Annotated in this window: 13 protein-coding genes; 2 read left to right on the top strand and 11 right to left on the bottom strand. The window is 58.7% G+C overall.

Annotation, left to right across the window (positions count from 1 at the left end):
• Positions 1–3 precede the first annotated feature (3 nt).
• Positions 4–339, bottom strand: coding sequence for a ComEA family DNA-binding protein (locus tag GEV39_RS06345; protein ID WP_029885250.1), 336 nt, complete (start codon positions 337–339; stop codon positions 4–6).
• A gap of 457 nt (positions 340–796) precedes the next feature.
• Between GEV39_RS06345 and GEV39_RS06340 the strand changes: the two genes are divergently transcribed.
• The gene (locus tag GEV39_RS06340; RefSeq protein WP_232892666.1) at positions 797–1,186 is read left to right on the top strand and encodes a hypothetical protein; all 390 of its coding nucleotides are present in this window, start codon (positions 797–799) and stop codon (positions 1,184–1,186) included.
• A 283-nt stretch (positions 1,187–1,469) separates the two neighbouring features.
• Positions 1,470–2,312 carry a 3-deoxy-8-phosphooctulonate synthase gene (gene kdsA, locus GEV39_RS06335; RefSeq protein WP_054911859.1) on the top strand — a complete coding sequence of 281 codons (843 nt, stop codon included), beginning with the start codon at positions 1,470–1,472 and terminating at the stop codon, positions 2,310–2,312.
• A 47-nt stretch (positions 2,313–2,359) separates the two neighbouring features.
• On the opposite strand, the gene GEV39_RS06330 is transcribed toward kdsA, so the two are convergent.
• The 10 genes from GEV39_RS06330 to GEV39_RS06285 all read right to left on the bottom strand — a co-directional run bounded on the left by GEV39_RS06330 (position 2,360) and on the right by GEV39_RS06285 (position 14,057).
• Positions 2,360–2,506, bottom strand: a complete 147-nt coding sequence (locus GEV39_RS06330; RefSeq protein ID WP_236184573.1) for a hypothetical protein — start codon at positions 2,504–2,506, stop codon at positions 2,360–2,362.
• Between the two features lie 88 nt (positions 2,507–2,594).
• The gene (locus tag GEV39_RS06325) at positions 2,595–4,601 is read right to left on the bottom strand and encodes a polysaccharide biosynthesis protein (RefSeq protein WP_054911858.1); all 2,007 of its coding nucleotides are present in this window, start codon (positions 4,599–4,601) and stop codon (positions 2,595–2,597) included.
• A gap of 105 nt (positions 4,602–4,706) precedes the next feature.
• Positions 4,707–5,711 carry an MraY family glycosyltransferase gene (locus GEV39_RS06320; protein WP_054911857.1) on the bottom strand — a complete coding sequence of 335 codons (1,005 nt, stop codon included), beginning with the start codon at positions 5,709–5,711 and terminating at the stop codon, positions 4,707–4,709.
• Positions 5,708–6,679, bottom strand: coding sequence for a UDP-glucose 4-epimerase family protein (locus GEV39_RS06315; protein WP_054911856.1), 972 nt, complete (start codon positions 6,677–6,679; stop codon positions 5,708–5,710). Before GEV39_RS06315 ends, GEV39_RS06320 begins: the two co-directional genes overlap by 4 nt.
• Before the next feature lie 141 nt (positions 6,680–6,820).
• On the bottom strand, positions 6,821–7,930 hold the full coding sequence (locus GEV39_RS06310) for a glycosyltransferase family 4 protein (RefSeq protein WP_029885246.1): 1,110 nt from the start codon (positions 7,928–7,930) through the stop codon (positions 6,821–6,823).
• Complete coding sequence (locus GEV39_RS06305; RefSeq protein WP_173887905.1) at positions 7,927–9,069, bottom strand: glycosyltransferase family 4 protein; 1,143 nt, start codon at positions 9,067–9,069, stop codon at positions 7,927–7,929. Before GEV39_RS06305 ends, GEV39_RS06310 begins: the two co-directional genes overlap by 4 nt.
• Entirely contained in the window at positions 9,066–9,962 is an 897-nt protein-coding gene (locus GEV39_RS06300; RefSeq protein ID WP_029885244.1) for a GDP-mannose 4,6-dehydratase, read from the bottom strand. The genes GEV39_RS06305 and GEV39_RS06300 overlap by 4 nt, the downstream gene beginning before the upstream one ends.
• Positions 9,962–10,993: a GDP-mannose 4,6-dehydratase gene (gene gmd / locus GEV39_RS06295; RefSeq protein WP_054911853.1), complete on the bottom strand. Its 1,032-nt coding sequence runs from the start codon at positions 10,991–10,993 to the stop codon at positions 9,962–9,964. The genes GEV39_RS06300 and gmd overlap by 1 nt, the downstream gene beginning before the upstream one ends.
• A 326-nt stretch (positions 10,994–11,319) precedes the next feature.
• Entirely contained in the window at positions 11,320–12,735 is a 1,416-nt protein-coding gene (locus GEV39_RS06290; RefSeq protein WP_054911852.1) for a TolC family outer membrane protein, read from the bottom strand.
• Complete coding sequence (locus tag GEV39_RS06285; RefSeq protein WP_054911851.1) at positions 12,732–14,057, bottom strand: HlyD family type I secretion periplasmic adaptor subunit; 1,326 nt, start codon at positions 14,055–14,057, stop codon at positions 12,732–12,734. The genes GEV39_RS06290 and GEV39_RS06285 overlap by 4 nt, the downstream gene beginning before the upstream one ends.
• Positions 14,058–14,067 lie beyond the last annotated feature (10 nt).

The raw sequence follows: 14,067 nt of genomic DNA, 5'->3' as shown, positions 1-14,067 counted from the left end.
CAGTTACTCCACCATCACCTTGTCCCGGTTGCGCTCCAGCAGGGCATTGCCTATCCCCTTGATCTCCAGCAACTCATCCACCGAGGCAAACGGCCCGTTCGCTTCGCGGTAGGCCACAATAGCCTCGGCCTTGGCCTTGCCAATGCCATTCAGCTCCTTCTGCAGGGTCAGGGCATCGGCCTTGTTCAGGTCCAGCCGTTGCGGCTGCTGCACCTGCTGCTGGCTGACTATCGGCACCGGTTCGGCAACCGCTGCCGTATTGGCCGGGGCGGCACTGAGGGAAAAGGACAGGCTGGCGAACAGCGGCAGCAGCAGGTACGACAGAACGTTGTTACGCATGGTGAACACTCCTTGGGTTGGTCTTTTACAGCAGCCGGTTTCCTTCGGCTGTGCTAACCACTCTAGCGTCCACTCCCGCAGCCAAACACCCACAAACCGGGACAATTGATTACCGAATTGGTCAGCAGGTCGACCAACTTCGCCTACGCTCGAAAAGCGGTCACTTCACCGCACACGAACCTTGACCCGCCGATACAGGCCCAGGGTAGAAATATTGTCATCAAGTCCCGCTCGTTCAACTACCCCCTACCACATCTGCGCGGCCATGTTCCTACGGCATGTGCCCACGAAGACGATCACCAACGCCCAGCTACACCTTGACTGTTCTCAGTAGCAACCTGGACAGCCGAAAGCACCCAGTGCATCCATCACTCAGGCATGCCGATGAATGATGCTTTGTAGAAAGCTCAAGCAATTTACGGTATCTATACTGGTCTTTTGATGCAGGGGTAGAGCTGTGGAGTGGTACGAGTCGCTGTTTCTGCAAATGTGTGGGCATGTGCTGACCGCGTCCAGGCTAGCCAATCACCGTGGGCTCTCTGGGGCACTGACGCTGGACACCCTTGTAACGCGCGATCTGGTCGAGAGTTACCAGCGGAACGTAGCAGTTGCATTCAGCCAGGCAGAGATGAAAGACCAACTTGCAAGCGGCGCGCAGTGCGTGGTGCTGATCCTGGTGAAAGATCATCAGTTTCAGCATTACCTGGCAGACATCAACAGTCAGCAAGAAGTCGTGTTGAGTGCAACCCTGCGTACAGATGCTCGCTCCACCGAGCATGCCAATTATCATGTTGACGTCGCGATTATCCGCCCAACCACTTCAGGCCCGATGGATATCGCTCACTAGGTTGGCAGGAATGGGTCGAAACCTCTTCGGCGCTGTCGTTCAGGCTGCCAGCAAGGCGGGGGTAAATACCCTGAGCCAGCGCCTTGCCTCAGTGGTCAAATGCGACGACACCTCTGACCGAAATTGAACCCATAAGGGCCGGCCAGAAGCTCCCCTACCCGCCCTTGCTCAAAAAGCAGGAGAAAGGCTGTAGAATCAGCCCATCCACTGTTAGCAAGGGCGTGCTGACCACAATTCCTTTGCCATGTAACCAATGGCTGCCCCTGGGCCTATCGAGTAAAAAATGATCAAGATCAACTCCACCATCGAATGCTCCAACTCGGCTCCTTTTGTGCTGTTCGGCGGCATCAATGTTCTCGAGTCTGAAGACCTGGCGCTGACCGCCTGTGCCGAATACGTGCGCGTCACACAGAAGCTGGGCATCCCATATGTGTTCAAAGCCAGCTTTGATAAAGCGAACCGCTCATCGATCCACTCCTACCGTGGCCCCGGCATGGAAGAAGGGCTGCGGATCTTCGAAAAGGTGAAGGCCGAGTTCGGCGTACCGATCATCACCGACGTTCATGAAATCTACCAGGCGGCCCCGGTCGCGGAAGTGGTCGATGTACTGCAGCTGCCGGCTTTCCTCGCCCGTCAGACAGACCTGGTGGTCGCCCTCGCCAAAACCGGCAAGCCAGTGAACATCAAAAAGCCGCAATTCCTTAGCCCGTCGCAAATGCAGAACATCGTGCACAAGTTCAAGGAAGCGGGTAATGACCAGCTGATCTTGTGTGACAGGGGCACGTGCATGGGCTACGACAACCTGGTCGTGGACATGCTTGGCTTCGGCGTCATGAAACGCACCTGCGAAGATCTGCCGATCATCTTTGACGTTACCCATGCCCTGCAAAACCGTGACCCATCCGGCGCGGCTTCCGGGGGCAGGCGTGAGCAGGTAGTAGAGCTGGCGCGTGCGGGAATGGGCGTGGGCCTGGCCGGCCTGTTCCTGGAAGCCCACCCTAACCCTGATCAAGCCAAGTGTGACGGCCCCAGCGCCCTGCCACTGGACAAGCTGGAACCCTTCCTCGCGCAAATCAAGGCGCTCGATGATCTGGTCAAGTCGTTCCCGCCGTTGACCATTGTTTAAGCTGCGATGATGAACTAGGCCGCTTCTGCGTTAGAAGCGGCCTAGTATCAAGACCCAGGGTTGCCGTCGAAAATCTCGACAACACCGACCATGGCGCCGCCGGGCCCCACCACTACCAGGGCACGGATCTTGTTTTCCAGCATGTAGGCCTCAACAACCGACACGCGGCACGCGGCAATCTGCGGCGATGGCATGAGGGTTCAACGTCATGAATTCGGTAACGGGAGAATGAATGACCTGGTTACCCTTCAGCAAGGCACGGCGCAGACCGAAAAGCAGCAATTAGCTTTTTTGTTGTTGCTGGTAGATCCAGTCGACAATTTCACCTGATGGCGCGTAGCCATTGACCAATTCCCTCAGTAATTGACGGATACGGGCAAAATCATCAACGGCAACAGCGTTGAGCATTACACCCAGACGTTCACGTAAAAATTCCCAGCCTACATAATCTTCATTCGCCACCATGATCATGGGATGAACCGTAGGAGAAACGTCGTCACCGATCAACAACTCTTCAAACAGTTTCTCCCCCGGGCGCAACCCTGTGAACTCAATTGCGATATCGCCGCTGGGGTTCGCTGGACTACGCACGCTAAGGCCCGACAGGTGAATCATTTTTTCGGCCAGCTCTACGATTTTCACCGGCTCGCCCATGTCGAGAACGAAGACGTCCCCGCCTTGGCCCATAGCCCCGGCCTGCACGACCAACTGGGCAGCTTCGGGGATAGTCATGAAATAGCGGGTGATTTTTGGGTGCGTAACCGTGATCGGGCCACCACTTTTGATCTGCTTGTGAAACAACGGTATCACCGAGCCAGAGGACCCCAGTACGTTGCCAAACCGCACCATGGTGAAGCGGGTTTTATTGACTCGCGCAACCTTGCTGCTGTCACCGTACAACACGGGAGCCGTCTCGCGGCTGAGGGCTTGTAAAATCAACTCCGACAGCCGCTTGGTGCCGCCCATTACATTGGTAGGCCGTACTGCCTTGTCGGTGGAGATGAGCACAAAGTTCGCGACGCCTGACTGCAGAGCCGCCTGCGCCGTACAGAGCGTGCCATAGACATTATTCAGAATGCCCTCGGCCATGTTGTGTTCAACCATCGGCACATGCTTGTAAGCGGCCGCATGATAGACAGTGGCTACACGCCAGGTCGCCATCACATCTGCCAGATGTTGCTGATTACGCACTGAGCCCAGAATGGGCAACAGCCTCACCGAAAGCGATTCGCGTGCAATGCGCTGCTCCAGTTCGGTAAGAATCGCGTAGAGGTTGTACTCACTATGATCGAACAGCAGCAATGTAGTAGGCCCGAGCCCGATGATCTGGCGGCAAAGCTCTGAGCCTATGGAGCCCCCTGCCCCGGTAACCAGGACCGTTTGCTTGTAAATACAGCGTTCGAGCAGATCTTCCTGGGCTGGCACTGGGTCCCGCCCAAGCAGGTCGGCAATGTCGACATCCTGAATGTCATCTACCTTGACCCGGCCACTGGCCAGGTCGGCAAAGGCCGGCACGCTGCGCACATGCAGCGGGTAGGGCTCAAGCAGGGCCAGTATCTCCTTGCGCCGGGCGCGCGACACGGAAGGCAGGGCCAACAGGATCTCTTGCGCTCCGGTTTCCTTGATCATCTGCTGCAGATGCTTCGGTTTGTAGACCTGCAAGCCGGAAATGACCCGATTGGCCAGATCGCCATCGTCATCGATGAACGCCACCGGACGCATCACACGGCCCATGCGCAGTGCTGCAAGCAACTGGTTGCCGGCCGTACCGGCGCCATAGATAGCCACTTTGACCAAGCCGTCATCGCGGCTGGCGAACGGTATCTGATGGGCGCCGGTAAACCAGTCACCCATGAAGTACTGGCGCATGACCAGGCGCAACCCGCCAATGATCACCATGCTCAACCACCAATAGTTGAACACGATGGACCGAGGGACGAGGACCTGGTGGTTGCTGTACCAATACACAACCACGGCCAATATCAGCGATGACAGGGTGACCGCCTTGATGATCGCGACCAAGGCGTCATTACCGAAATAACGCATTACCGCCCGGTACATGCCAAAGCGAATGAACAGCGGAATGGCCACCACCGGTGCAGCCATGAACAGCCAGCGATGCTCGACTATAGGGTTGTACATCTCATCGATGCCCAGGCGCACGATGAACGACAACCACAATGCTAGCCAGATCAACACCACGTCGGCGCACACTTGCACCAGGCGTTTTTGCCGCCTGGACAGGTTAACGAGGTATTCACGCACCCTGCTGTTCTTCGCTGCGCTCATCTGGCATGCCTCAGCGCAAAAAGGCTGCGAATGACTGCCGGCGGCGTTTCAGGGGCCAGGCGCAGGGTAGCTTCCCCTGCTGGATGCCTTGCGAGCTTGCTCATCCTATTCTTTTTCCCCTGCTTTATAGATTAACGCCAACCCTATCAGAGGTACGTAGGCCACCAAGGTTCCCAGTGCACCATCGAGCTGAAATACCACGACCACCATAGCCACGGGTAACAGCCAACCCAGGTTGATGGCCGCTACGGCCAAGGTGACTGTGCGGTGGCTGCCGTGGTGGCGGGTCGCGTACTGGTAAGCATGGCTGCGATGCGCTTCGTAAACCTTGTCGCCGCGCAGCAAACGCCGAACCAAGGTAAATGTGGCATCCACCACGAACACACCCAAAAGTATTAACCACCCCCAGAATAATAGCGGGTTTACCCAACCTGCCAGTAACGCCAGCAGGCCCAGCACCATACCGAGGAAACCACTGCCCGCATCACCCATGAAGATGCGGGCAGGGGGGAAATTCCAGCATAGGAAGCCAGCCACCGTCGCAGCCAGCAACAGGGGTAGCCAGGCGTGATGAGCATGATCGGTTACCCAGTACAACAGGCTGGCCCCCACGCAAACGCAGATGGCCTCGACACTGGCGAGGCCGTCGATACCATCCATGAAGTTATAGAGGTTCAGCAGCCATACCAGGTACAGCGCGCCGAATAGGCTGCTCAGCCATAAGGGGGCCAGCGTAAAGCCAAACACACTGATGGGCGGCATGCCCCCCAGCCAAGCGAGGCCCCAGGCCGCAGCCGCAAAATGGCCCAACAGGCGCCAGCGCGCAGCGATATGCCCGTGGTCGTCCATGAAGCCGATCACCGCCACAAGCCCCCCGGCGCCCAGCACCCCGACTACCACGTAAGGTGCGATATGCCCCGTAAGAGCTATACAAAGCGCTGCCAGCAGGAAAGCCACCACAAAGCTCAAGCCGCCGCCGCGCGGCGTAGGCAGAGTATGTGAGCTACGAGCATTGGGGATATCCATCAGGCTACGGGACAGCGCATAACGTCGCAGCGCTGCCGTCATCCACCATGCTGCCACGCCTGCCGCCAAAACGAGCCAGATCATGGGCGGCGCGCTTCCAGCAAAGATTGAGCGGTCATTTTCAGTCCTTGTTCCAACGTGTAGGGAGGGTACCAGCCGAGCAACTGCCGGTTCTTGGCGATATCCACCTGCAGTGAGCCGAGCAGGCGCTGGGCCAGGTCCCGCCGCCCCACCAACTGCGCTGCGCCATGCAACACCCCCACCGGCACAGGAAGCAGGCGTGCCGGCTGCCCCAGCACGCGACCTAGCGCATGCAGCAACTGGCTGAGGGAAACGTCTTCCCCGTCACTGGCCATGAAGGTCTGGTTGGCGGCGTTTGGATGGTCAATGCAGGTAATGATCAGGTCGACCAGGTTGGCCACCGACACCAGGCTGCGACGGTTGTCGAGCTTTGCGAATGGCAGTGGCACACCACGCTGCACCCAACGCATCATGCTATGGAAATTGGCCTTGACCCCCGGCCCGTAGACCAGCGTAGGGCGAATCACAACCACCTGCATCGCGGTAGTCGCTGCCAGCTGGCGCAACCCCTGCTCTGCTTCGAGCTTGGACAGCCCGTAGGCATCCTGCGGTGCCGGCACATCATCAGCATGCAGCGGCTTGCCTGGCTGGCTGAGCTCACCATTGACCTTGACCGAGCTGATGAAGATAAAGCGCCTTACACCTGCGGCAGCGGCCTGGCGGGCCAGATTGAGCGTGCCCTCGACATTGACCCGACGGAACTCGGCCAGGCTGTCGCTGGCAGTTTCCTTCATGACATGCACCCGGGCAGCGGCATGCACCACAGTATCGACACCGGCCAGTGCTGCAGCCCAGTCGGTGCTGGCGGCGAGGTCAGCGATGCGCACCGCTTGCGCACCCGCAACGGGCGCCTGGCCATTGCCACGCAGTGCGGCTCGGGTATCGAAGCCCGCGTTACTGGCCAGCTGACGGCATAGCGCGCTGCCGATGAAGCCGCTTGCACCTGTAACGAGTATCGTGCGTTTTTCCATATAGCTCTGTCTCGAGTCAACGGGGCGCAGGTTTAAACGGAAATTGCCAGGGCGCAAACACTGCCCGATCCACCACCGTGCAACGCGCTTGGGTGCCGCAATGGCCGACCGGACTTGCTGCTTGGCTGCGCGGGTGAACAGCTAAAGCAGGCTACGATAGAGTTCGGCATAGCCAGACGCCATGGCCGATGCGGTGAATACCTGCTCATAGCGCTGCAACGCCCGCCCTCCCATGGTTTGGGCCATGGCCGGATCGTCCCACAACCGTTGCATGGCTTGCGCCAGCGCTGCGGCATCGCGTGGAGGCACTACCAGCCCCGTCTCGTCGGCCAGGTTGATGAACGTGGTGCCCGATCCCATTTCGCAGGAGATAAGCGGTTTGCCATACATGGCCGCCTCCAGCAGCGAGATGCCGAACGACTCCGAACGCAGGTGGGACGGGAAAGCGAAGGCGTAGCACAGTTCAAGCAACGCCGCCTTGTCGTCATCCGGCAGCCCGCCCAGGAACTGGACATTGTGCAACCCCGCCTCCGCCGCCTGCTGCTTCAGCTGATGCTCAAGGAAGCCGCCCCCCATGATCACCACCGGCAAGCCGTTGATACGCGCGGCTTCCAGCAAATAATCCAGGCCCTTGTAATAGCGCAAGGCGCCAACGAACAGGAAAAAACGCTCGCCCAGGCGTTGCCGCCAATAGGCCAGCTTCTCGGCACTGGCGGCGGGATAAGTGGACCGGTCCAGACCATAGGGAATTATGGCGACCTTGTCTTTGAACTGGGTCAGCACCGGGCTATGCGCGGCGTAATTCGGCGAAGATGCAACTATACGATCAACGCTGGAAAAGAACCGCCGCATCAAGGGCTGGTAGAGCTTGAGCAGCCACTTTTGCTTGACGATATCGGAGTGGTAGCTGACCACGGTCGGTTTGTTCAGCCGGGCCAGGAAGTGCACAACATCCATGTACGGCCAGGGGAAGTGGTAATGCACGATGTCTGCCTGCCTGGCGAGTTCGGCAAAATCCTTCATTGCCGACAGCGAAAAGCCCGTGGAGGCGACGTGCAAATCGAGCTTGGCCCGATGGGTGCGGTGGTTGGCCACGCGTTCGTCACGCCCTGAGCCCCGTGGGCTGAGGTAGAGCACTTCAGGTTCAACGCCGTGGGCTTGAGTCCCTTCGGCAATCTGGAAGATTACCTGCTCGATACCGCCCATGGAGTCCGGATAGTACGTTTTGAAAAAATGCAGAACCTTTATCATCTTTCCCTGACCGGCTTGTAAACCTCGACCGTTGCCTGGGCACAGCGCTCCCACGAGAAGCCGCCGGCATGCAACAGGCCCTGCTGCACCGCCGTTGCCCGCCAGGCTTCGTCCTCAAGCCCTTTCTGCAACAATGCAGTCAACCCTTCTACATCATCAGGTGCGCACATCAGCGCAGCCGGGCCTGCCACCTCAGGCAGCGACGAGCTGTTGGAGCACACAACGGGCACCCCGGAGCTCATGGCTTCAAGTACCGGCAAGCCAAACCCTTCGTAATGCGACGGGAAGGTGAACAGGCGCGCGCCGGCGAACAGCAAAGGCAGGTCTGCGCTGGCCACGAACCCGAGGTAGTGGGCCCAACCTTGCTGCTGCGCCTGGGCGATACGGTCATGAATGGCTTCGCTGCGCCAACCATGGTAACCGGTAAGAATCAACGGCCAGCGTTGGCGCAGGGCCAGCGGCAGACGACTGTAGGCATCCAGTAGCGAGACGATGTTCTTACGCGGCTCGATGGTGCCAACGAACAGGCTATAGCCGCCCGGTTGCAGGCCATGGCGGGCCAGAGCCTCACGCAGGGCATCGGGGCTGCGGGGGTGAAACTGTGGTGAACTGGCCAGGGGTACCGCGTGAATCCGGTCCAGCGGCCAATTGAAATAGTCGGCCAGTTCCTGTCGCATGCAGTGCGATACGGTAATCAAGGCATCTGCACGCTTGAGGCTTTGCGTAAGCTCCTTTTGCAGATACCGCGCGATTTGCGGCGTATGGCAGTGCGCCCAAGTGAACGGCGACAAATCGTGAAACGTCGCGACCCGCGGACCTGCAAATGGCGGCAGGTAAAAGTTGGTACTGTGATAGATGAAGTCTTCATGCCCGCGCAGCGCTTGCTTGCGCAAAATGGGCATCAGCCGCCGGTACACTTCCACAGCCAGTGCGTTTTTCTGCACAAAGCGCTTCAGGCCGTGCACAGCGTCGGACTGGTCAGAAGGTGAAACCAGTTCGGGCAAAAACTTGCGACCAGCAAACAGCCGCAACTCGCTGATTTCCTCAGCGTGCTGCAGCCGCGAGGCTAATTCATAGGTATAACGCCCAATGCCGGTGAGCGGAAAGCGCACCGACTCTACAGAAAGGATAAGCTTCATTTATCAGCAAGCATCCAACCCAGCGTTTCATCCAGCGACGGGGTTTCCCAGCCAGGTAACAAGGCCCGCAGCTTTGCGTTGTCACCACACAGGGTTTTGACCTCGTTAGCGCGGACAAAAGCCGGATTCACCTGTACCTCGAGTTGGTGCCCCGTAATAGCCGAGCACTTCCCGATCACTTCGCGCAACGAATGGGTTGTACCAGAGCTGACATTGATCGCCTGCCCGACCGGCCGTGCTTCGATCAAGCCACGATAGGCCTGGACAACCGCGCGCACGTCACTGAAGTCGCGCCAGACATCCAGGTTGCCAAGCTCGATCACTTCGGCCTTGCGGCGAAAGTGCGAGACGATCTTGGGTAGCAGGAAGTTGTCTGCCTGCCCAACACCGGTGTAGTTGAAGGGCCGCGCGATAACGATAGGCAGCCGATCGCACCACAACCTGGCCATGTATTCCATGGCCAGTTTGCTGACCGCGTAATCATTGGCGGGCGCCGGCGGCGTCTGCTCGTTCAGCAGCCCTTCGGAAACGTTGCCGTAAACATTGGCACTGCTGGCAAGCAACACACACTCAGGTGTTTTGCCGCAGGCCGCAATAGCTTCGAGCAGGTTGCGCGTACCTATCAGGTTGACCTGATAGAACGCGTCGGCAGCACCATGCCCTACAAAAGCAATGGCAGCCAGATGGACGATGACATCCGGCTGCAGTTCGGCCAGCAACGCGCGCAACCCAGGCCCATCAGCAAGGTCGACCTGACGGTAGTCAGGGGCCTGCAGGGGCTGGCTGCCAGTGCCGAAAACTTCATAGCCAGCAGCTCGTAGTTCTGCCGCCATGTAGCGGCCGGTGAACCCGTGTATACCTGTGATGAGTGCGCGTTTGCTGGCCATTTGCATCAGAACGAGAACCCTTGTTCGTTACGACGCAGGTCGGCTTCGACCATCATGCGGCACAGCTCTTCGAGGCTGGTCTTGGGCTCCCAGCCCAGCACATTCTTGGCCTTTTCCGGGTTGCCGATAAGCAGTTCGACTTCGGCTGGGCGGTAGAATTTCGGGTTGATGACAACCAGTACCTTACCGGTTGCAGCGCAGCTACCCTGCTCCGCTTCGTCTTTGCCGCTCCACTTGATTTCAATACCAACTGCCTTGAAGGCCATGGTAACGAAGTCGCGTACGGTTTCGGTACGGTTGGTGGCGAGCACGAAGGTATCCGGTTCGTCAGCCTGCAGCATGCGCCACATGCCCTCAACGTATTCCTTGGCGAAGCCCCAGTCACGTTTTGCGTCGAGGTTGCCCAGCTCCAGCTTGTCCAGCAGGCCCAGCTTGATCTTGGCTACCGAGTCGGTGATCTTGCGGGTCACGAACTCACGGCCACGCAGTGGCGACTCGTGGTTGAACAGGATGCCGCTGGTAGCGAAGATGTTGTACGACTCACGGTAGTTGATGGTCATCCAGTGAGCGTAGAGCTTGGCCACGCCGTAAGGGCTGCGCGGGTAGAACGGGGTGGTTTCGACCTGCGGAATTTCTTGCACCTTGCCGAACATTTCCGAGGTGGAAGCCTGGTAGAAGCGCGCCTTGGGGTTAACGATACGAATGGCTTCGAGCAGGTTGACCGCGCCCAGGCCAGTGATTTCGGCGGTGGTCAGCGGTTGCTCGAACGACACACCCACAAAGCTTTGTGCGGCGAGGTTGTATACCTCGGTGGCCTCGGTGGTTTGCAGCAAACGGATGCTGGCCGACAGGTCGGTGAGGTCGTATTCGACCAGGTGCAGGTTAGGGTTGGTATGGATACCCAACTCCTCGATGCGCCAGAAGTTGACCGAGCTGGTGCGACGGTAGGTGCCGTAAACGGTATAACCTTTGTCCAGCAGCAGTTCCGCCAGGTAGGCGCCGTCTTGACCAGTGATCCCCGTAACGATTGCTTTCATGCGACTTAACCAACTCCGATAGTGCCGTGCGGGCATGGATAAATGATGGAACCACGCGGGCCGTTCCTGCCGCGCGTGTAAAGATTTGATGCGGAAGTATACATAGGTCGGACGGAGGACTCGACTCGCAAAATAACCGCGTGGCGGGTTGTGCCATTTACGGCTTGCCGGCCAGCGCCTTGGGGAAGGTGCAACGGATGAACGACCTAGCTGATGAGCTAAAGGATAAGTACCCGCGCAATGGCTTGCCAGCATCTAGCGTGTAGGAAAGGTCTGAAACGGAAGGCGGGGCCCATGTGGACCGCTGCCTGCCGTCGGGCGCTCAATCAGCCGCGCGCATTGACCCGCGCCACATCACCACCCGGCAGGCTGGTTTCAGGCACCGGGCTAAGCCAGACATTGACATTGTGGACGCTTTCCTCGGTCAACTCCCCTGCCCAGCGGTTCAGCAGAAACAGGTTGGTGATGAAGTCGTACTGAGTTTTCAGCAGGTCGCGCCGGGCCTTGAATTCGTTCTGAACTGCGGTCAGCACATCCACGGCATTGACCACGCCGAAAGAAAATGCCTTCTGCGCCGCCAGGCTGGACTGCTGCGCCGATGACAACGCATTGCGGTTGGCGCGAATTTTCTCGACAGCGGCCTGAGCGGTAAGGTAGGCAGTGGTAGTTTCCTTGACCACCTGGCGCCGCACGCCCTCCAACTGCTCTTCAGCTGCCAGCTGATCATCGTACAGCCCACGCACCCGAGCAGAAGTGGAACCCCCGCTGTAGATCGGGATTTTCAACCCCAGCGACGCTACATAGCTGTCACTGCGCGGCGTTTGGGTGTTGTCATAACCTTGGTCGTTCTGCTGCGCAGTCAAGCTCAGGCCCAACTGCGGATAGTGCTCACCCTTGCCTTCGCGCACCGCCGCTGTGGCTGCGTCTGCTCCACTTTGGTACGACTTGAGCATCGGGTTGGTTTCAATAGCCTGAGTGACCCAGTTCTGCAAGGGGCGGGTAGGCGCCTGCAACGCCACGTCATTACGAACCCGGCTAAGCGGCTCGGTAATAGGGCGCCCGACAATCTCGGCCAACGCCTCGCGGCTGACCTGCACCTGGTTGCGCGCTTCCACTTCCTGCGCAAGCAAAAAGTCTACTCGCGCCTGCATATCCAGCTTGTCGGTGATCTTGGCCATTTGCCGGTCGAACATGCTACTGACGCGGTCAAGGTTTTTCTGGGTGGCCCGGCGCTCCGCCTGGACCAGGGCCAACTCGTCGTCTGCCGCCAGCGCTACGAAGTAGCGCTTGGCCAGGTCGACCGTGGCCTCCGCCAAGATATCCTCCGCCTCAAACCCCTTCTGTGCCTTGAGGCTCTTGGACTTCTGGTAACGCTCCCAAGCCGGCTTGTTGTACAGATACTGGGTCAAGCTGAGCGAATAGGTTTCGGTGTTGTAGATGTCGCGCTCGAGTTCGTTCTTCCGCAGAATGCGGCTGGAGTTGGCATTGGCCGACACCTGGGGCAACAACCCACCCAGCGCGGCACGCTGCTGCTCACTCGCAGAGCGCGCCCGTGCGTAAGCCGCCAACACCCGCGGGTCTTCAAGGCGCGCCTCCCGGTACAACCCGGCCAGGTCCAACGCATAAGTAGAAGCCGACACGCCCTTCGGAGCAACGCCTTCGCCACCCCTCCCCTCCACGGCCACCGCCTGCCAGGCGACCATGCACAATATTACTCCCGGTAGCAAACGCAGCACGATCATTCCTCAATCAGCGATTCAGCGAACATGTTGCGCGCCGGTTTCAGCAGGTACTGCAGCATGGTGCGGTCGCCTGCATTGATCAAGACTTCGGCCGGCATGCCAGGTTGCAGCTTGCGACCGGCCAGTTTCTTCATGCCGTCTTCGGTGACTTTAACGCGCACCAGGTAGTACTGATCGCCCGAGCGCTCATCAACCAGGCTGTCCGCCGAAATGCGCGTCAGCTTACCCTCGATGATCGGCGTAGTGGCTTGGTTGAAAGCCGAGAAGCGGACGTCCGCAGTTTTGCCCAATTCCAGCCGGTCGATATCCCGCGGGGCAACTTTGGCTTCTACTACAAGCTCGGACTGCGCTGGCACGATATCCAATAGCGGCGTTGCGGCACTGACGACACCGCCAATGGTGTGCACCTTCATATCCAGCACCATGCCGCTTTCAGGGGCACGGATAACTACGCGGGAAAGGCGATCGCGAAGCGCTGCTTCCTTTTCCTGCAGGTCGAACACCTGAGCCTGTACGTCGGAAAGCTCCTTGGCAACATCGGCATCGAACTTCTTCTTCAACTGCACGATTTGCAGTTCGGTCTCGCCAATCTGCAACTTGGTCTTGGTGATGCTGGACTGGTGGTCAGCCACTTCGGTCTTGAGCATGTCAAGCTTACGCTCCTGCTCCAGCAACCGCTGGTTGTCGACAAACCCTTCCGCCAGCAACTCTTTCAGTTGCTTGATTTCACCCGAATAGGACTTCTCAAGGCCTGTCTTGGTGCGAATCATGTCGTTCAAGCCAGCAATCTGCTGCTGCATTTGCTGGATGCGCTCGCGGTTGACAGAAATTTCGCCCTGCAAAGAATCATGCCGCGCCTTGAACACTTGCTGCTCCCCGGCCAACGCTTCCTGGGCACGACTGGAGTCGGTGCCCTCCATCGTCACCGAAGGGATCGACGCCAGGCCGTCGCGCTCGGCGCGCAGGCGTGCCTCTTTATAGCGTGCAACGATAAGCTGGTTGCGGGTGGACTCGTATTCAGCGCTGAGCTGTGACTCGTCCAGCACTATCAGCGGGTCCCCTTTGTTCACCAGGTCACCATCCCGGGCATGCAACTCTTTGACGATACCGCCTTCCAGGTGCTGCACGGTTTTGCGATAGTTCTGCACGGTGACCACGCCGGTGCCGTGCACTGCGTTGCTCAAAGGGGCGAAAGCCGCCCAGGTACCGAAAATGCCGAAGGTGACAAAGACGATGGTCAAACCAATCCGGCGTATACCGCGGTCCGACGTTGGCATGTCATCGAAATTGTGGTCGAAATTTGTAATTGCTTTACTGCTCATCTAGAAGTCC

It is taken from the genome of Pseudomonas sp. NY5710, assembly GCF_013305665.1.
Taxonomy (GTDB): domain Bacteria; phylum Pseudomonadota; class Gammaproteobacteria; order Pseudomonadales; family Pseudomonadaceae; genus Aquipseudomonas; species Aquipseudomonas juntendi.
This window is presented reverse-complemented; position numbering and strand designations above follow the sequence as displayed.